The organism is Parasphingomonas zepuensis, from assembly GCF_036663735.1.
Classification (GTDB): Bacteria; Pseudomonadota; Alphaproteobacteria; order Sphingomonadales; family Sphingomonadaceae; genus Sphingomonas.
On the sequence record NZ_JAXOJO010000006.1, the window covers coordinates 243,872 to 262,596 of the forward strand.

General features: G+C 65.8%; 12 protein-coding genes. 5 read left to right on the forward strand and 7 right to left on the reverse strand.

Going from position 1 to position 18,725, the window contains the following annotated elements; all coding sequences use genetic code 11:
- Positions 1-60 precede the first annotated feature (60 nt).
- Positions 61-888, forward strand: a complete 828-nt coding sequence (locus U1769_RS21580; RefSeq protein WP_332720106.1) for an amidohydrolase family protein — start codon at positions 61-63, stop codon at positions 886-888.
- A 22-nt stretch (positions 889-910) separates the two neighbouring features.
- Complete coding sequence (locus U1769_RS21585; RefSeq protein WP_332720107.1) at positions 911-3,580, forward strand: glycoside hydrolase family 3 C-terminal domain-containing protein; 2,670 nt, start codon at positions 911-913, stop codon at positions 3,578-3,580.
- Positions 3,581-3,765: 185 nt separating this feature from the next.
- Here U1769_RS21585 and U1769_RS21590 read toward each other — a convergent pair whose 3' ends face one another.
- From U1769_RS21590 to U1769_RS21615, 6 genes are all read right to left on the reverse strand, one after another.
- Positions 3,766-6,129 carry a glycoside hydrolase family 95 protein gene (locus tag U1769_RS21590; protein WP_332720108.1) on the reverse strand — a complete coding sequence of 788 codons (2,364 nt, stop codon included), beginning with the start codon at positions 6,127-6,129 and terminating at the stop codon, positions 3,766-3,768.
- A 329-nt stretch (positions 6,130-6,458) separates the two neighbouring features.
- Positions 6,459-7,724, reverse strand: a complete 1,266-nt coding sequence (locus tag U1769_RS21595; RefSeq protein WP_332720109.1) for a multidrug effflux MFS transporter — start codon at positions 7,722-7,724, stop codon at positions 6,459-6,461.
- A gap of 5 nt (positions 7,725-7,729) precedes the next feature.
- The gene (locus U1769_RS21600) at positions 7,730-8,494 is read right to left on the reverse strand and encodes an OmpA family protein (protein ID WP_332720110.1); all 765 of its coding nucleotides are present in this window, start codon (positions 8,492-8,494) and stop codon (positions 7,730-7,732) included.
- The gene (locus U1769_RS21605; RefSeq protein WP_332720111.1) at positions 8,491-9,957 is read right to left on the reverse strand and encodes a hypothetical protein; all 1,467 of its coding nucleotides are present in this window, start codon (positions 9,955-9,957) and stop codon (positions 8,491-8,493) included. Before U1769_RS21605 ends, U1769_RS21600 begins: the two co-directional genes overlap by 4 nt.
- 166 nt (positions 9,958-10,123) lie before the next feature.
- Positions 10,124-12,352, reverse strand: a complete 2,229-nt coding sequence (locus tag U1769_RS21610; protein ID WP_332720112.1) for a TonB-dependent receptor — start codon at positions 12,350-12,352, stop codon at positions 10,124-10,126.
- Between the two features lie 91 nt (positions 12,353-12,443).
- Complete coding sequence (locus tag U1769_RS21615) at positions 12,444-13,841, reverse strand: MmgE/PrpD family protein (RefSeq protein ID WP_332720113.1); 1,398 nt, start codon at positions 13,839-13,841, stop codon at positions 12,444-12,446.
- A gap of 98 nt (positions 13,842-13,939) precedes the next feature.
- On the opposite strand from U1769_RS21615, the gene U1769_RS21620 reads away from it, so the two are divergent.
- Both U1769_RS21620 and U1769_RS21625 read left to right on the forward strand, forming a co-directional pair.
- Positions 13,940-15,211 carry an MFS transporter gene (locus U1769_RS21620; protein WP_332720114.1) on the forward strand — a complete coding sequence of 424 codons (1,272 nt, stop codon included), beginning with the start codon at positions 13,940-13,942 and terminating at the stop codon, positions 15,209-15,211.
- A complete protein-coding gene (locus tag U1769_RS21625) occupies positions 15,211-16,338 on the forward strand; it encodes a CapA family protein (RefSeq protein ID WP_332720115.1) in 1,128 nt (375 codons plus the stop codon). The genes U1769_RS21620 and U1769_RS21625 overlap by 1 nt, the downstream gene beginning before the upstream one ends.
- A gap of 138 nt (positions 16,339-16,476) precedes the next feature.
- On the opposite strand, the gene U1769_RS21630 is transcribed toward U1769_RS21625, so the two are convergent.
- The gene (locus U1769_RS21630; RefSeq protein WP_332720116.1) at positions 16,477-17,643 is read right to left on the reverse strand and encodes a cytochrome P450; all 1,167 of its coding nucleotides are present in this window, start codon (positions 17,641-17,643) and stop codon (positions 16,477-16,479) included.
- A 74-nt stretch (positions 17,644-17,717) separates the two neighbouring features.
- On the opposite strand from U1769_RS21630, the gene U1769_RS21635 reads away from it, so the two are divergent.
- A complete protein-coding gene (locus U1769_RS21635; protein ID WP_332720117.1) occupies positions 17,718-18,719 on the forward strand; it encodes a LacI family DNA-binding transcriptional regulator in 1,002 nt (333 codons plus the stop codon).
- Positions 18,720-18,725 lie beyond the last annotated feature (6 nt).

An 18,725-nucleotide genomic window follows, 5' to 3' on the forward strand; every position in this document is an offset into this window, starting at 1 on the left:
CTTTTGTGTCGCCAGATGCATCGCTCGGGCCTCTGCTGTAAAGCATGCGGTGCGCCGGCGATGATCGACGCGCATCAGCATTTCTGGAGCCTCGCCACTCCGGGGCACGAATGGCCGACATTGACCGAGGCTGCGATCCACCGCGATTTCGGTCCCGCGGATCTCATACCACAGGCCCATGATCTGGACCTGAAGGCCACCGTGCTGGTGCAGTCCCAGCCCAGCGATACGGATACCGACTGGATCCTGGCTCTCGCCCGGCGAACGCCGCTGGTCGCGGCGGTGGTCGGCTGGGCGGACCTCGCGGCACCCAGTGCGCCGAAGCGCATTGCGGCTCTCGCGCAAGCCCCGAAAATGCGAGGGCTTCGCCCGATGCTTCAGTCGATCGAGGATACGGACTGGCTGCTGCGGAGTGAGGTGGCCCCGGCCATCGCGGCGATGCAACTGCATGGATTGAGGTTCGACGCACTGGTTCAGCCGCGCCATCTGCCGATGCTCGCGCGGTTCGCCGATCGCTGGCCTCATCTGCCGATCGTCATCGACCACGGTGCCAAACCGCTTGTCGCTCGCGAAATGCTTGATCCCTGGCGAGCGGAGATCGCCGCGCTGGCGGCGCGCGGCGCATGGTGCAAGCTTTCCGGTCTGCGCACCGAGCAGGCCGATATGCAGCCGGTCTCGGCACTGACGCCCTATATCGATCATCTCGTCGAGACGTTCGGCCAACGATTGATGTGGGGCAGCGACTGGCCGGTGCTGCAGCTATCCGGCGACAGCTATCGGGAGTGGGCCACGACCGCCGCCCGGCTCGCGGGGCTCGACGGCGCGGCTCGGGAGCGCTTGTTCGCCGGCGCCGCTGCGGAATTCTACGGCCTCTCGCAGGCCGAATAATCAGGTGAATGGGAGAGAGATTATGGCGATGAAGCGGCTTGGAAAATTACGGCTGGCACTGTTCGCGGGCATCGCATTCGTCGCTGCGCCCGCCGCGTCGCAATCCGGCGATGACACGCGCACCACGGCGGATCGGATGGCCGCGCAGATCGTCGGCAAGCTCAGCCTGGACGAAAAGCTCGATCAGCTCGTCAACGTGGCACCCGCCATCTCGCGGCTCGATATCCCGGAGTATAATTGGTGGACTGAATCGCTCCATGGTGCGCTTGGCTCCGTACCAACCACCAATTTCCCCGAGCCCATCGGGCTCGCCGCGACTTTCGATGCGCCCCTCATCCAGGATGTCGCGGGCGTGATCAGCACCGAAGTGCGCGGACTGCACACGCTGGCGCGGCAAACCGGCAAGACCGGACGGATCGGGACTGGCCTCGATACCTGGTCACCCAACATCAACATCTTCCGCGACCCGCGCTGGGGACGCGGCCAGGAAACCTACGGCGAAGATCCGTATCTCGCCGCGCGGCTTGGCGTGGCCTTTGTCAGGGGCATGCAAGGACCGAACCCGGACCTTCCGAACGTGATCGCCACGCCGAAGCACTTCGCCGTTCATAGCGGTCCGGAATCCACCCGGCACGGTGCCAACGTGTTCGTCTCGCCTCATGATCTGGAGGATACCTACCTGCCCGCTTTTCGCGCCGCGATCGTGGAGGGGAAAGCGGGATCGGTCATGTGCGCCTATAACCGGATCGACGGCCAACCTGCCTGTGCGAGCGATCTGCTGCTGAAGGATCATCTGCGCGGCGCCTGGGGTTTCAACGGCTTCGTCGTTTCGGACTGCGATGCGGTCAAGGATATCAGCGACAACCATAAATATGCGCCGGATGCCGCCGCCGCCGTGGCCGCGGCTATACGGACCGGGGTAGACAGCGAATGCAACGGCGCGACCCTGGGTGACGCCGCCGGCTTGGGCGAACGTTATCGCGAGGCGCTCGACCGTGGCCTGATCTCGGTCGGCGACATCGATCGCGCGCTGACGCGGCTGTTCTCGGCACGCATCCGCAACGGAGACCTGCCGGGCCTTCGCACTAATAACATTCCGTCATCCGCGGTGGGCGCGCCCGAACATGACCGGGTGGCCCTGGACGCCGCCGAGAAGAGCCTCGTGCTGCTCAAGAACGACGGCGTGTTGCCGCTGCGACCCGGCCTTCGCGTCGCCGTGATCGGCCCGCTCGGCGACGCCACCCGCGTGCTGCGCGGTAATTATTCGGCGCCCATGTCGGGGGTCCCCATCTCGGTGCTCGATGGCCTGCGCCAGGCGATGCCGGGCGCCAACATCACCTACGCCCCTGCCGCGCCCACCTTCACGGATGGCGATCGGATACCGACCACGGCGCTCCGCACGCCAGACGGCGCACCGGGGCTTCTGGCGCGCTATTATAACGCGACCACCACCCCGCCCCGCTTTTTCCAGCCCGGCGCGGCGCGCAAGATCCTCGCGGACCTGAAATACGCTCCCACGCCGTCGCTCACGCGGCGCGAGGCCGATGTGGGCGGCCGCGGCCTCTCGCTGAAGGACGTCAGCGAGTATCACCGCGTCGTCTGGACCGGCTTCATCGTGCCGCCGGAAACCGGCGCATACCGGCTCGGCTTGAACGGGACCGACGGCGAGATGAAGCTCGACGGCAAGCCCTTCGTCGATCTGAGCAAATCGCAATGGAACAGCCTGCCAACGATGAAGATCGTCGAGTTGGTTAAGGGCAAGCGCTACCCGATCGAGATCGCAGCGACCGGCCATGGATCGGCCGGCGCCGGGCTGGTGTGGAAGCGGGTGTCGAACACGCCCGACGCCGCGTTGACCGCGGCTGCCGCAAAGGCGGATGTTCTCGTCGCCGTTGTCGGGCTTACCTCGGACCTCGAGGCAGAGGAGTCACCCGTCGAAGTTCCAGGGTTCAAGGGTGGCGACAAGACCACGCTCGATCTGCCTGCGGACCAGATTGCCCTGCTCCAGAAGGCGAAGGCCACCGGCAAGCCGCTGGTGGTGGTGGCGATGAACGGCAGCCCGATCAACCTTTCCTGGGCGAAGGACAATGCCGCCGCTTTGGTCGAGGCCTGGTATCCGGGGCAGTCCGGAGGCCTCGCCATCGCAAATATCCTGTCGGGCCGCACCAACCCGAGCGGCCGCCTTCCGCTAACCTTCTACCGCAGCATCGACGAACTGCCGCCCTTTGGCGACTATGACATGAAAGGGCGCACCTATCGCTATTTCGCGGGCAAGCCCGTCTATCCGTTCGGCTACGGCCTCAGTTATACAAGTTTTGCCTATGCGCCGGTGAAGATCGACGAAACGCGCGGTTCGGCCGAGAAGGGCATTCGCGTCAGCACGGAAGTCCGCAATACCGGCAATCGCCCCGGCGATGAAGTCGCTCAGCTTTATCTGAACTTTCCGAATGAGCCGGGTACGCCGCGCGTGGCCCTGCGCGGCTTCCAGCGCGTCTCCCTCAAGCCCGGAGAAGCCCGCAAGATCAGCTTCGATCTGAATCCGCGCGATCTGAGCGCCGTTACGCTCGACGGCACGCGGCGCGTGCTGAGGGGGCAGTATCGTGTGACGGTCGGTTCGGGCCAGCCCGACACCGGTGTGGCAGGGCAATCGGCGAATTTCCGCGTCGACGCCTCGGTCGATTTACCAAAATGACCCAGCATCCCGGGAACGGCCGCCGATTCAGGACAATCAATTGATAAATAAAGATATTATTTTAACATCTCGCTGAAAAGGAAGCAGGAGATATGGGACAAGTCAGTGTCCCATATCTCCTGCCGCCTCCCCCGCAGCCCGAGCATGCTCGAAGGCATGATGCACCCTGACATAGCGTCCGATGCTCATGCCTGGCGCGAAAGGTCGGGCCCCTGCAGACGTATCGGGCGGCCCGGTTTCAACACGACGGTGATCCGGCGATCACACAGGCGGACGGTGCGCGTCGCGGCGAGGCCGCCGGTCAGCGTCACGTCCGCAAGTTCGCCGTCCTGCCAGGACAGATCCACTCGGCAGCGTCCCCGCGCACGCAGGCCGGTCACCGAACCCGTCGGCCACGCCGGGGGCAATGCCGGCAGCAGCAGGATGTCGTCGCCCCGGCTTTGCATCAGCATCTCGGCCATCGCGGCCGCACCGCCGAAATTGCCGTCGATCTGGAACGGCGGGTGCGCGTCGAACATGTTGGGATAGGTGCGCTCCGGGCCTAGCAGGAACCGCAGGATTCGATGTGCATGCTCGCCATCGCGCAGCCGCGCCCAGAGGTTGGCGCGCCACGCGGTGGCCCACCCGGTCGACTCGTCGCCGCGCAGTTCGAGCGAGCGGCGCGCGGCGCGGGCGAGTTCCGGCGTATCGTCCGGATTGATCTGATGGCTCGGGTACAGCCCGTACAGATGCGAGACGTGCCGGTGATGCGGTTCGGGCGCCATCGCATCCCAATCGGCATGCCATTCCTGCAACTGGCCCTGCGCGCCGATCCGGTCCGGCGCCAGGCGCGCCCGCGCCTCCCGCAGTTGCACGGCGAATGCCGCATCCACCTTCAGGATCGTCGCGGCGGCGGCGACCTGATCGAACAGGTCGCGCAGGATCTGCATGTCCATCGCCGGTCCGGCGCAGATCGATGCGCCCTTTGGATGGATGTTCTCGGGCGACAGCGAAGGATTGGTGACGAGCTCGCCGGACACGGGATCGGGCTGCAGCACGTCGAGGAAGAACAAGGCGGCGTCATGCAGGAGCGGATAGACGGAGCGCAGATAGGGCAGATCGCGACCATAGTCGTAGCGATCCCACAAATGGATGCAGAGCCATGCCCCGCCGAGCGGCCACAAGCCCCATTGCGCCCCGTCGATCGGGGCGGTCGCACGCCACAGGTCGCTGTTGTGGTGCGCCACCCAACCGCGGGCTCCGTACATCTCGCGCGCGGTGCGCGCGCCACTCTCCGCCAGGTTGCGGACCATCGCGATCAGCGGCGCGGTGCATTCGGAGAGGCCCGTCTGCTCCGCCGGCCAGTAGTTCATCTCGGTATTGATGTTGATCGTGTATTTGGAACCCCAGGGCGGGGAGATACTTTCGTTCCAGATGCCCTGCAGGTTCGCGGGCTGGCTGCCGGGTCGCGAGGAACAGATCAGCAGGTAGCGGCCATATTGGAAATATAATGCCGCGAGTGCGGGGTCATTCGAACTTTCGCTGGTCCGGATGCGTTCGTCGGTCGGGCGATCCGCCGCAGGCGTCGAGCCGAGATCAAGCGAGGCGCTGCGGAACAGGTGCCTGTGCTCAACGGCCGTTTCGGCCGCGATCTTCGCGAAGGTCAGCTTGCCTGCCTGAGCGATCTGGCCGGCCGTCACGATCGACGGATCGCCCGAGACGTCCGCGAACCCGCGAAAGCTGGTGGCGATCGCGATCAGCAGTGTCACGGAGCTGGCGCCGCGCACGGCGATGCCCGCCTTGCCCGTGTCGAGCTTTCCGCCCGTCCGAAGCACGCGAACGCGCGCCTCGAACCGGAGTGCGGCGCCGACGCCCTTCTCCGCACGATTGCGGCCGGCCAGCAGCAAGTTTTCGCCCGATACCGTCACCGTCGCGTCCTGCGGCGAGTTCAACCCGATATCCAGATCGACGGAGCCAGGCCGGTCTGCCTCGATTAGGACTGCGATGACCTGTCGGGTCGGAGACACGACGACCGACCGGCGAAAGCCGACACCATTGGAGGTAAAACGAGTCGTCGCGACCGCCGCATCGATATCCAGTTCGCGCTCGTAGTCCGTGACCGATTCCGCCGCGACGCCAGGCATATCGATCAGCAGATCGCCGACCGTCTGGTACGGCATCTGGCTCAGGGGCTTGGCCATGAGCTTGGCATTCGCGAGAGCTTGCGCCTCGGCATATCGGCCGGCAAAGATCAGGCGTCGTACCTCCGGCAAGGCGGCAAGGGCTTCCGGATTAACCGGGTTATAGGGGCCGCCAGCCCAAAGCGTATCCTCGTTCAGCTGCAATCGCTCGTGCGCCGTGCCGCCAAAGACCATCGCGCCGAGCCGTCCGTTGCCGACCGGCAGCGCCTCGGTCCACACGCGCGCCGGCTGGCGGTACCAGAGACGATCGCGATGTTGCGCTGCTGTTTCGCCGATGGACGGGCCGGGCAGGATCAAGCCGGCGGCCGTGGCGGCGGAGCCACCCAACACCGTACGCCTGGTATAGCCGCGATCTTTCGCTATCCGCATCTTCCCACTCCCAACAGAGGCCGGCGGCGCGGTGCCATAAATCCAGCCGTGCAATCTCCTCTGGAACGGGCCTCCGCCACCAGATCATCGTTTTATCGCCGTTCGTCGAGCTGCGCCGATGCCACTTGGCTCTGCCCGAGACACAAAGCGAGCCGCCGACCAGAGGTCAGCGGCCCGGAGGAGGGACCGATCTCAGCGCACAGACACTTTCACATGCCCGCTGCTGGAATTCAGCGTCGCGAGGACGCGGTGGCTCTTGTCGTCGCAGGGAACCTCCGCGCTCTCCTTTTCATGAAGTGCCGCGGCACGATGAATTTCATTTATGAAAGCTAACTCCCATATCCGATCGCCGCAAGCCTTTTAATCGCCGCCCAGACTGTCGTTCCAACCAGCCGCGTCAGTCGCGCGCTAGTTCGAGCAAGGCGCACCGCCGATGGCGCGACCGTCAGGATCATGGTCAGTAGCGACAAGCCAGCGATCGCAACGGCTACCGGCAAGGGACTGTGCGGCGCGAGCGCCGCGACCAGCGAACTTACCGCGGCATTACCCAGCATCTGCAATGCTCCGAACGCGCTGACCGCGGTGCCGACATGATCTGGGCTGCCAGTCAGCCCGGCGACAAAGGCGTTGGGGACGACCAGACCGCCGCCGAAGGAAAAGATCGCCATCGGTATGATCATCGCCAGGACCTCATGCCGGCCCAACGCCGCAGCGGCGAGAAAACCGGTCGCTCCTATCATCGCGATGGACGCGCCGACACGCATCATGTTTGGTCCGCCGAGCCGTCCGCCGAAGCGGCTCACCGACAGCGCGCCAGCCCCGGCGCCAAGCGCGACAGCCCCGTAATATACGCCGAGCCCATGGGCATCGGCACCGTAGAAATCGACCAGCAGGAAGGGCGACGCTCCGAGAAAGACGTAGAGCCCGGCAGTGAAGGAGGTGCCGAGCAGCAGATTGCGCAAGAAGATCCGGTTTGCCAGCACCTTGGCCCAGTTCGTCAGCAGGCTCGAGTCAGAAGCGCGCGGGACGAACGTTTCGGGCAACCAGCGTAGCGCAGCGCCGCCACAGGCCAGGCCGAGCAGGGTCAGCACGGCAAAGATCGCACGCCATCCGCCCATCTCGACCAGGAAGCTGCCAAGCAACGGTGCGACCATCGGGGACAGCATGACGATCGCGGTAAGCAGCGCCATGTCCCGCGCACCGCGTCCCTCGGCACCGTCGCCGATCATGGCGCGCCCAACCACGAGTCCGGCCGACGCGCCGAGCGCCTGGACCAGTCGCCCGCCAAGCAAGACGGGGACCGATCCGGCCAGCCAGCACAGTACCGAGCCAAGCGCGAAAACCGCGATCCCGCCCAGCAGCACCGGCCGCCGCCCGACATGATCGGCCAGCGGCCCGCTGATGATCTGGCCGGTGCCGACGCCGATCAGGTACAGGGTCAGCGTCAGTTGCATGAGCGATGGCGAACCGCCCAGCGCGAGTGCGGCGATCGGCATGGCCGGCACGAACATATGGATCGCCAGCGAACCCAGCGCTGTGATCGCGCCAAGCAACAGCACCCGCCGATGCGGCGACGGCGCGGGCGGTGGCGGCAAGCCGGTCAGGGCCGGACGAGAATGTCGGTGCGCCGCCGCGACGGCTCGGCCAGCCCGTCGGCCGTATCGACGTCGACGGGCGCCGCCTTGCCGACGGCGCGCACCGTGATGATACGGCGGTCGATCCCGAGCCTCACCAGGGCCTCGGCGACCCGGTCCGCCCGCGTCCGCGCAATCGTCGCATTTTCCGCGAGCCGGCGACCGGAGATGATCGCAGGCTCCGTCGCGGCATACCCCGTCACGATGATCGCTCGCGGCTTTGCGGCGCGGATCCAGGTGATCGCCTGATCGAGCAGATAATCGTCATATTGATAGATCAGGAACGCCTGATCGAAATCGTAGAACAGGTGGAAGGTCGTCGGCGCATACGGCCCGGGCGGCACGGCCCGCACGGCCGACATCGGCGCGACATTGCGCTTGGGCAGCACGAACGGCCGGCCCTTATAGCCCTCGGCCGGCAGCATGTGCCGCACGCAGGCGCCAGGCAGGATCGAGGTACGGACAGGATCAAGCACCACCCCGCCGCACGGATCGCCCGGCGCAGCACTCACCCTGCCCTCGACCAGCACCTCGTGATTCCAGTCCGGCTTGGACGGCGCCTGGCTGACATCGAAGCGTCGGCCGCTCGCCGGGTCATCGGCCAGCCAGCAGCCGGATTTCTTGCCCGAATCCGCATCGCGATAGATCGGGCAGGTGATGAAGCGGACCGTCTCGGGCGCGCTGCCCCCCGCAAGGCCCGCCATCGCGACCAGCGCCGCCAGGGTCTTCACAGCGCGCTCATCAGATTGACCAGGTCCTGCTTCTCCTGCTCGGTATAGCCGATATTGTAGCGCCGTTCGTAGAAGTCGACGATGCCGCGAATATCCCTGGCCAGCCCGTTGGAGAAATAAGGCGCCCGCGCCGACAGGCCGCGCAGCGATTGCAGGGTGATCTTGCCGACATCGGCACAACGTCCGGTGGTCAGCGCATAGCCCGGATCGCTGGTCAGGATCACGCGCCCATAATGCGGATGCGCCGGCCCCTTGCACGTCACCCGGAACAGCGGCAGCCACGGCATCGGGTCGGCGAAGGGCTGGTTGGTCGTGCCGAGATCCACCTGCCCCGGCGCTACGTCGTTCCCCATCTGCGACATGTTATGGCAGAACGCGCAGCCGTTGCGCACCGGGTTGCCGAAGCCGATCGGCGAGTTGATCCCGGCGCTGTCCGTGATCAGGAATGTCTTGTCGCGGAAGATCTTCGCGCCGCGCGCGACCGAGGCGCGGAACGCCGCCTGGGCCGGGCTCAGGCCCGGCTTCGGTTTTTCCCACGCCTCGAACTCGCTCCACACCGGCTTCCCGATGCTGCCGAGTTGCCCCGGCTTTGACACGGCGAGCTTCTCCGCCCCGCCCTCGGCGCCGTCTGCATCGAGCTGACCGCCGGTGCGGTCTCCCTGTTGCGCGGTGTAGATGCGGTTCTCGAAATCGACGATCCGCGCCATGTCGGCCGCGTCCATATGCTTGAGCAGTTCGAGATGAGTCGCTGACGCGTCGGTCATCTGCGCGTTGAGCGTGCTTGTCCGGCCGTCCGCCATGAGGTTGCCCGACAAGGGCTTGCCGGTCTCCGGATCGAGCGGCAGCGGCATGCCCTGTTTGGGATCGTGATAGAAACCGACCGCGAGCAGATATTTGAGGTTCGCGACCGGGCGCGGCCGGCGATAGACCGAGATGCTGCCTTTGGCCGAATTGCAGGTAGTCGGATCGCGCACGACCTCGATCGTGAAATCAGGCGCCATCGCCTTGCCTGCCGCGTCCCTTGGCGGCCAGGGCCGCTGGATACGGATCAGCCCGTAATCGAGCAGCAGCGAATGCGACGCCCGCTCGGCCTGCGGCAGGGTCGGGCAATTCGATCCGTCATAGGCGGCGAACAGCGGATCCTTGCCCGCCGTCGCATCCCAGCGCGCCCGTGCGGTGGCTGCGGACAGGCTCATCGCATCGGCGGGCTGGTGGCAGGTGACGCAGGCACGCCCGCTGGGGCCGGTGGCGGTGAAAAAGGGATGACCCTTCGTCTCCATCGGCCCGCCGGTCAGCAGTACGCGCAGCGTTCCGGTGCTGTCGGCATAATCGGCTTGGGCCGGGAAGCTGCGGCCGCTATCGGGCGCCCACCAGGCATCCTCGTAATCGACCTGCGCCGCAACACTCGACGCAAACGCGGCAATGGCGAGGCCCAGAGCGACGGGGGCGGCGCGGAGCTTCATGCGACGGGATGCCCGCCTTCACCCCTAATTACTTCCCCGGCGAAGGCCGGGGCCCAGTCGGGACGGCTGGAATAATTGCCCGAGACGTCCGTTTTCTTCTGTCCCCCAACTGGACCCCGGCCTTCGCCGGGGAAGCAAGGAAGGATAAGATAGCTGCCTACCATCGTCAGAACTTCGCTACCGCCCGGATCCCGTAAGTCCGCGGCGCGCCATAGATGCTGCCGCCATCCGCGCTGGACGAGTTCTGGATCTGCGAGGCGATGTAGCGCTCGTCGGTGAAGTTCGCGACATAGCCTTCGAGCTTGTAGTTCTGGCTGATCTGGAAGGTCAGCCGCGCGTCGAACACGTCGCGGCTCGGCACGATCGTGTTGAAGCTGGGGAACGGCGTAGCGACCTGCTCCGACAGATGCGACCATTGCACGCGCGGCGTCAGCGACGTGTCGTCGCCGTTCAGCGGTATCTCATATTGCACGCCGGCGTTGATCGTCCATTCGGGCGAGAAAGGCATCACACGGCCATCCGGCACGAGCCGCAAATTGGTCGGGCAGCCCGGATCGGTGCCGGCCAGATTGGTGTCGGTGATGCAGGTGTTGCCGTCGAACCGGGCGTGGAGATAGCCCCCGCCGGCGTTGAAGCTCAGGCCGCCGAACTGACCGGTGATCTCGATCTCGGCGCCGTAGGATTTGCCCTTCGCGGCATTCTGCGTGACCGGCAGGCCATTCAGCAGGCTCGACAGCTGGATGTCGCTATACTTCGAATAGAAGACGTCGCCGTTCACGCGCAGGTGATTGTCGAGGAACTGGGTCTTGAAGCCGGCCTCATACACCCGATTGGTTTCAGGCCCGAAATTGGGCGTGCCGATGGTCAGATTGACCCCGCCCGCCTTGTAGCCCTGCGACGCGGTCAGATAGAGCAGGTTCTCGCCGAGATGGTAGTTGATGCCGACCTTGCCGGTAAACTTGGTCGAATGCTGAGTCGCGACCAGGCTTGCCCCGGCCGGTACGGCGCCCGCCGGGATCAGGCGGTTGTAGATCTGCGTGTCATCGGAATAGCGCAGGCCCGCAATCAGCTCGAGCGGCTTCGCCACGAACAGATTGACCTGGCCGAACACCGATTTGGTGATGTTGTTGGCGCTCGTCTTGAAGGTCGAGGTGGACGAGATGAAATCCGTCGTGTGGTTGTTGTCGCGCTGCGAGAAGGTGTCGACCGTCTCGTCGAGATAGAAACCGCCGAGCACCCAGTTGAAGCTGCCCTTGCCGGTCGACACCAGGTTCACTTCGCCGATGAACGTGTTGATATCGGTCGAAACCAGGCTGACGCGGCCCACGGCGTTCGCCGGCGGACGCGGCAGCGCGGTTGCGGTACGATCGCCGTCGGTCTGGTCGATCGTGTGGAGATCCTGGTACGAAACCATGGTGCGAAGGTCGACGCCGTCGAGGATCGCGATCTTCACTTCGCCCGACAGCTTGCCGCCATGCTGGTTCTGGAAGGAGCGGGCGTCCTCCTCGATCACGAATGGATCGGTCGAAACCGTATCGTTCCTGCGCTTCACTGCATTGTTGTCGGATTTGGAATCGAAATAATCAACGCGCAGATTGGCGCGCAGCACTTCGTCGGGCGAGCGCACCGCGAGATTGAAGCGCCCCGCATACAGGCTGCTATTGCCCGGCGTGCTCGGGCTCGGCCCGATATTGTCAGTGAAGCTGCCGCGCTCGTCATGAGTCGCCGCCACACGGAAGGCGACTTCGTCGCTGATCGGCACGTTGATCGCGCCGACCACCTTGAACGTGTCGAAATTGCCGTAGGTCGCATCGACGAAGCCGGAGAAGCTGTCGAACTCGGGCGCCGGCGTGCGAACATAGATCGCGCCGCCGGTGGAATTCTGCCCCGTCAGCGTGCCCTGCGGGCCACGCAGCACTTCGATCGAAGCGATGTCGAAGAAGCTCTGGCCGATGAACTGCTCATGCGGGATCAGCTGGCCGTCGATGTAGAAGGCAACGCCCGGGTTGGACGTCGGTGCCGACTGAGCGATGCCGACGCCGCGGATGTTGATGAAGGTCGAGCGGTTGAAGGTGTTGATCGCGATCGACGGCGCGACCTGCTGGATGTCGGCGAGGTTGTTGATCCCCTTGCGCGAAATGTCAGCCGCGTTGAGCACGGTGGCGGAGATCGGCACATCCTGCAGCCGCTGCGTGCGGCGCTCGGCGGTGACGACGATGTCCTCGAGGCCGCCATTGGCGTCGGCCTGAGGGGCCAGATCGGCTGCGGGTGCGGAAGGGCTGGGAACCTGATCCTGCGCGGCGGCGCTTTGCGCCAGCGCCGGTGTGGCGATGACGGCGGCCATACCGGCGACACTGACCAGCAGGCCAGCCTTGATCGTGGAAAACTGCGTCACGGATATCCTCCCAAGCGAGATTGCCGGCGCCCTGCGTCGCCTTGTCATGCCCGCTTCCTAGCATTCCGCAAAAAACCTGCAAGCGTTTTCATTATGTCGTATAACAAATGGCTGAAAGCGCGAGAGCGGCGTCCGGTGCTTCATCGAGCGACCAGATCGCCGTCGCAAGCGCCGCGGCGCCTTCCCCGGACAAGGGCTGTTGGGCCCGACCAGCGCAGTCGATGAACTTGGCCTGCAGCCCGGCGTCGTCGATCGGCCGCGATACATGGCCGGCGGCGACATCGACCCATTGTTCGAGCCGCGTACCGTCGCGCAGAACGATCCTTAGCCCGCCCGACGCCGCCCGCTCGCGGCCCCAGTCGGGGTGACGCTCGAAGCGCACCTTGGCCGCCTGCGCCAGCTTGCGCGGATCGGCGAGCGATGCACCATCATAGCTGTCCAGCGTAACCTCGCCGTCGATCAGAGCAGCCGCGACGGTGAAGGGGATGGAGAATTTGGCGTCGATCGCGGTTGCCGGCGCACGCTTGCTGGCGGGGGGCTCGACCAGCATGACCTGCACCTCCCCGCCGGTGGCGACGATCTCCGCGACATCATCAGGGCTGAAACCATGAGCAGCGCGCAGCGCTTGCACGGCCTCGATATAGGCATGCGTACCGCGACAGGCGGGCCATCGCTTGAAGCTCAATTGCTCGATCCAGAAGCGCTCGCCCAGGCCGTCGAGCAGGGCCGCCGGATCATAGCGACCGTCGGCGTACAGCCGGAAGAAGCCGCCCTTGCCCTCAAAGGGTTCGTCGAAACCGCGCACGCCAAGCGCCGCCAGCGCCGTGGCACGCACCGCCGACTCGGCCGGCAGGGCCTCACGCACTGCGCGGATGACAGTGTCGCGGCTATACTTGATCTCACCCGGGCAGCTCGCCTGACAAAGAGCCAGCGACAGCGCGTCGAGTGTCTCGCGCTGTGACAGGCCGCGCAGCCGGGCCACCGCCGCGGTCGCGCCGAATACGCCAAGGATCGGGGGCGGATACCAGCCGCCCGCCTCCATCTCCCGGCGCAGGCTCAGCCCGAGCCGGCACACCAGATCGCAGCCGACCGCGATCGCGGCGAGCAGATCGCGGCCCGATACCGGCGGGCCGTCCTGCAGCACGGCCAGCACCGCCGGCAGCAACGACGCATTAGGATGGCTCGGCGCGGCATCGAACGCATCCTCGAAATCCAGCGCATGCGCCATCGCGCCATTGGCCAGCGCGGCGAGCGACGCGGTCGCGGTCGTTCCGCGGCCGAGGATGCTCGCTCGTCCCGCTCCGCCCGCTTGCGCATAAGTGACGAACGCTTCGATCTCCGGGCTCGTCCCGCTCGCCGCGAGCATCACGCCGAGCCCGTCGAGCAAGGCGCGTTTGGCCGCGTGGATCGTCGTTGCTGGAAGCCGCTCGGCTTCGCAGCCGACGATGTGCCCAGCGATCCGTTCGCTCAATCGGCTCGTCTGATCCACGGTAATCTCCCGATGAAAGCGCTTTCGCTTGCGCTGCCATGCCGCATCGGCAATGAGCCTGTCGAGCCTATAATGGCGAATCTGGCTGGAGCGGGACGATGGAGACTGGGCTCGAAGCGATGGCGGGGAAGATCCGGTGGCGGCTGATCGTGCCCGCGATCCTGTTCATGCTGCTCAGTTCGATCGATCGGGTGAATGTCAGCTTCGCCGCGCTGCAGATGAACGCCGATCTCGGTTTCACCCCAAGCCAATATGGCTTCGGCGCGGGCATCTTGTTCGTCGGTTTCCTGGCCGGGCAATATCCCAGCGTGCTGCTGCAGCAACGCATCGGCATGCGGCGCTGGATGGCGATCTGCGCGTTGCTGTGGGGCATTTGCGCGGGCGGCATGGCGTTCATCGAGACGCATTGGCAATTCTACACCCTGCGCGTGCTGCTTGGCCTGGCCGAGGGCGGCCTGGCGCCAGGCATCGTGCTCTATCTCAGCCAGTTCGCGACCGAGCGCGAACGCGCCACCACCTTCGCCATGCCGATGATCGCGATCCCGCTGTCGATCGTCATCGGCGGGCCGCTGTCGGGCTGGCTGATGAGCATGGATCCGCCCTTCGGCATGGCCGGCTGGCGCTGGATGTTCCTGGGCGAGGCGCTGCCGACCTTGGTGTTCGGCGTCGCCGCCTATTTCTATTTCCCGGACCGTCCGGGCGACGCCAAATGGCTCGACGCGAAGGAAAAGGACTGGCTGTCGCGCAACGCGGCCAATCGCCGCGACACCGCGCAGGCCAATGACTGGAGCGTGCTGCGCCGCCCGCTCGTCTGGGCCTCCGCGTTGCTGTGGTTCTGCCTGCTTTCGGGCTCTTACGGCGTCATCTTCTGGCTGCCGCAGATCGTGAAGCAGATGACCAGCCTGTCGCCGGTCGAGATCGGGCTGGTCAACGCCCTGCCCTGGATCGGCAATATCTTCGGCATCTATTTCAACTCGAAGCATTCGGATCGCACCGGCGAGCGGTTCTGGCACATCGCGATCCCGGCCACCGTCGCCGCACTGGCGATCCTGAGCGCTGCCGCCGCTGGCGCGACGCCACTCGGCCTGCTTGCGCTGCTGGTGGCCGGTACCGCGCTGGGCGCCGCGCAGGGGGCATTCTGGGCATTGCCGACCCGCATGTTCACGCCCGCGACCTTCGCGGTGGGTGCTGTGGCGATCAACATTGCGGGCAGCTCTGGCGGGCTGATCGTACCGCATCTGGTCGGCTTGGTGCGCGAGAAGACCGGCGCCTTCACTGCGCCTATCTGGCTGATCGCCGGTATCCTGCTGCTCGCGGCGGTCATCGTCCTCATCCTGCGCCGTAACGACTCGACCAAGGCACCCGCCTGATGCCCGATTTCGCGATCCTCGCGGTCGGCGATGTCGGCGCCAGGCGCGATGATCTCGCTTCGATGTTTGCTCCGGTGACGGGCGCGCTCACGGCAGCGCCAGTGGTGTTCGGCCAGCTGGAGACGACCGTCTCCGATCGCGGGGCGATCGTGCCCAATGCGCGGCTGGCGATGCGCGCACCGTCCGCCCTCGCGCCCGCCCTGGCCAGGGCGGGGTTCACCATGATGTCGTTCGCCGGCAATCATTGCCTCGACTGGGGCTATGACGCGTTCGAGGATAGCCAGCGCCACATGGCAGATGCAGGTGTGCTGCTGGCCGGTGCCGGCGCCGATCTGGCGCACGCACGCCATGCCGTGATCCAGGAGCAGGATGGCGTCCGCGTTGCGATGATCGCCGCGAATTCGATCCTGCCGGAAGGGTATGCCGCGCGCGTCGACAAGCCGGGTTGCGCGCCGCTACGGGCCCATACCTTCTACGAGCAGATCGAGCATGACCAGCCCGGCACCCCGGCGCGCATCCGCAGCCATGCCGACCGCGCCGACATCGATGCCCTGCTCGCCTCGATCCGCGCCGCCCGAGCGGCGGCCGATATCGTGTTGGTGTCGCTGCACTGGGGCATCCATATGGTGCGCGGCACGCTTGCCGAATATCAGATCGAGGTGGCGCATGCCGCGATCGACGCCGGGGCCGACGCCATCCTCGGCCATCATCCGCACCTGGTGAAGGGCGTTGGCTTCCACCGCGGCAAGCCGATCTTCTACAGCCTCGGCAATTTCGCGATCGAGCAACCGCATGTGTGGGACCCGGCGATCGTCGAGACTGAGTCCTTCAGGCACCTGGTCAGCCTCAACCCGAGTTGGACCATGGACGCGACCTATATGCTGCCCGAGGAGACGCGGATCACCGGCATCGCTCGGCTGATGGTGCGGGATGGGAGCGTGACTGAAGTCCGATTTCGGCCGTGCTGGATCGGGGACGACAGCGCGCCTCGGCCGCTTGTCGCAATCGATCCTTTGTTCGGGCGGGTGCGGGACTATCTGGTCGAAGTGACGGCGGCTGAGGGCTTGGCCACAAGCATTGCGACTGATGGCGACGAGTTAATACTTACATCTCAGGAATTCGAGTAGATGCGGGAAAAGCAACCCCACCCCGTTCGCCCTGAGCTTGTCGAAGGGCTGTTCTTCCTTCTGCGGAAGAGAAGAGCAGGGCTTCGACAAGCTCAGCCCGAACGGGAAGGAATGATCCCCTCTAATGGAGATCAATCCCTACGCAAACCGCAACGGCACGCTCAGTGCCCCGATCTCCGGAAACCGCGTCGGCACTACCTCCCCCGCCAGGTCGAATTGCGGCAGCCGCGCCATCATCTCTTCCAGCGCCACCACCAGTTCGAGCCGCGCCAGCGCCGCGCCGACGCACATATGCGTGCCCCGCCCGAAATGGAGCGAATCCTTCATGTTGGGCCGGTCGAGCCGGAAGCTCTCGGCGTCTTCGAAAACATCCTCGTCGCGATTGGCGGAGGCATAAACCAGGGCGATGGGCTCGCCCGCCGGGATGGTACGGCCGTGCAGTTCGATGTCGCGTGTCGCGGTGCGCGCGAAGCCGCGATACGGCGTGTAGAGGCGCAGGAACTCATCGATCGCCGCCGGGATCAGCGCCGGCTCTGCGCGCAGCTTCGCCTGCAGCGCCTGGTCGCGCGCCAGATGCACCGCGACCGAGCCGATCAGCACCGTCGGCGCGATGATGCCGACCACCAGCACCTGGCGGATCGTGCCGACGATCATCTCGTCGGGCAGCGGCTGGCCATCTACCCGGGTCGCTAGCAAGGCGCTGGTCGCGTCCTCGGCCGGATCGAGCGGCGATGCCTTGCGATCGGCCACCAGCGCGCGCGCCATTTCGTAGAGCAGCAGGCTGGTTTCCTTGGTCGCGAGCATGTCGTTCGACTGGACCGCGATATTGTAGCGCCGGCCGACCTCGGCGAGGGAATCGATCTGCTCCTGCGGCAGGTTCATCCAGTTGGCGAACACCCGGATCGGCATGCGCGCCGAGAATTCCTCGCAGATGTCCCCGCCGCCCTTCGCGGCCATCGCATCGAGCAGGCCGATGCAGATCTCGCGGATCACCGGCTCCAGCGGCGCGACCTTGCGCTCGGTCAGCAATGGGCTCAGCGCTCGGCGATATGGTGTGTGCTCGGGCGGATCGAGATGCAGTGGTGGACGCCGCCCGGTAAAGGCAACCGCCGGCACGACATTCTGCTTTGAAGTAATGAAGGTCGCGCTGTCTGCCGCTGCCGCCGCGACGTCCGCATGCTTCATCATCGCCCAGAAACCGCCCCAGGCGTCGCTATGCGCGACGGGGCAGCGCGCGCGCAGCTCGCGATACTCGGCTTGGGCGCTATCGAAGGTCTCTGGCAGAAGCGGGTCAAAGTCTTGCATGGCCCTCGCTTAGGGAAGTATGAAAGCGCTTGCAACGGCTTTTAGTGTCCGCCGATCCCCGGTAGCGTGGTGCGATGAGCGACAACGGCAAGATTCCGAAACTCGAGGATGTTGCGCTGATCGCTGGCGTATCGTCGGCGACGGTGTCGCGCTTCTTCAACTACCCTGGAATGGTCGCGACCGCGACGGCGGATCGCATCCGCGAAGCCGTCGCCGCCACCCATTATGTGCCAAATCTGATGGCTGGCGGCTTGGCGTCGAGCCGCAGCCGCCTGGTCGCGCTGCTCGTGCCGGATGTCGCCCAATCGATCTTCAACGCCACGGTCGAGGCGATGGTCGACGAGCTCTCCGCCAGCGGCGACATCGTCATGCTTGGGCTGACCGGCGTCGACAATGCGCGCATGCAGCCCCTCATCTCGGCCGCGCTTTCGCGGCGGGCCGATGCGATCATCCTCACCGGCATCGTCAGCGATCCCGCCACGCGCGAACTCATGCGCCGGCGCGCGACCACGGTGATCGAGACCTGGGGCCTGCCCGAGGATCCGATCGACGTCGCGGTCGGTTTCTCGCACCGCGCGGTCGGGCAGGATATCGCCCGCTTCGTCCATAGCCGCGGCTATCGCCGGCCGCATCTGCTCACTGCCTCGGGCACCCGCGCGATGGAACGCCGCCAGGGTTTTATCGACGATTGGGCCGGGCTCGGCGGCGAGGCGCCAAGCGAGCAGATATTCGCCAGCCAGACCCGCTTCGGCCACGGCCGCGCCGCTTTCCGCGCGCTGCGCGAACTCGACACGCGGCCCGATGTCGTCGTGTGCAGCTCGGACTGGCTGGCCCAGGGGTTGCTGGTCGAAGCGATGGCGGCCGGCGTGCGGGTGCCCGACGAACTCGCCGTGGTCGGCTTCGGCAATCTCGCGGTCGCCGCGGAAATGCGCCCGACGATCACCACGATCGACATCGACGGCGCGCGTATCGGACGTGAGGCGGTCAACCTGCTCCGCCGCCGCACCGCCGGGGAGAAGATCGAGCCACGGCTGATCGATGTCGGCTTCCGCCTGATCGTGCGTGAAAGCGCGTAGCGCATC

Excerpts from the sequence above, each read along its gene's own strand:
- U1769_RS21590 (WP_332720108.1), bottom strand. The coding sequence starts at position 6,129 with ATGCGGATAGCGAAAGATCGCGGCTATACCAGGCGTACGGTGTTGGGT.
- U1769_RS21620 (WP_332720114.1), top strand. The coding sequence starts at position 13,940 with ATGGAGACTGGGCTCGAAGCGATGGCGGGGAAGATCCGGTGGCGGCTG.
- U1769_RS21585 (WP_332720107.1), top strand. The coding sequence starts at position 911 with ATGGCGATGAAGCGGCTTGGAAAATTACGGCTGGCACTGTTCGCGGGC.
- U1769_RS21605 (WP_332720111.1), bottom strand. The coding sequence starts at position 9,957 with ATGAAGCTCCGCGCCGCCCCCGTCGCTCTGGGCCTCGCCATTGCCGCG.
- U1769_RS21625 (WP_332720115.1), top strand. The coding sequence starts at position 15,211 with ATGCCCGATTTCGCGATCCTCGCGGTCGGCGATGTCGGCGCCAGGCGC.
- U1769_RS21580 (WP_332720106.1), top strand. The coding sequence starts at position 61 with ATGATCGACGCGCATCAGCATTTCTGGAGCCTCGCCACTCCGGGGCAC.
- U1769_RS21630 (WP_332720116.1), bottom strand. The coding sequence starts at position 17,643 with ATGCAAGACTTTGACCCGCTTCTGCCAGAGACCTTCGATAGCGCCCAA.
- U1769_RS21635 (WP_332720117.1), top strand. The coding sequence starts at position 17,718 with ATGAGCGACAACGGCAAGATTCCGAAACTCGAGGATGTTGCGCTGATC.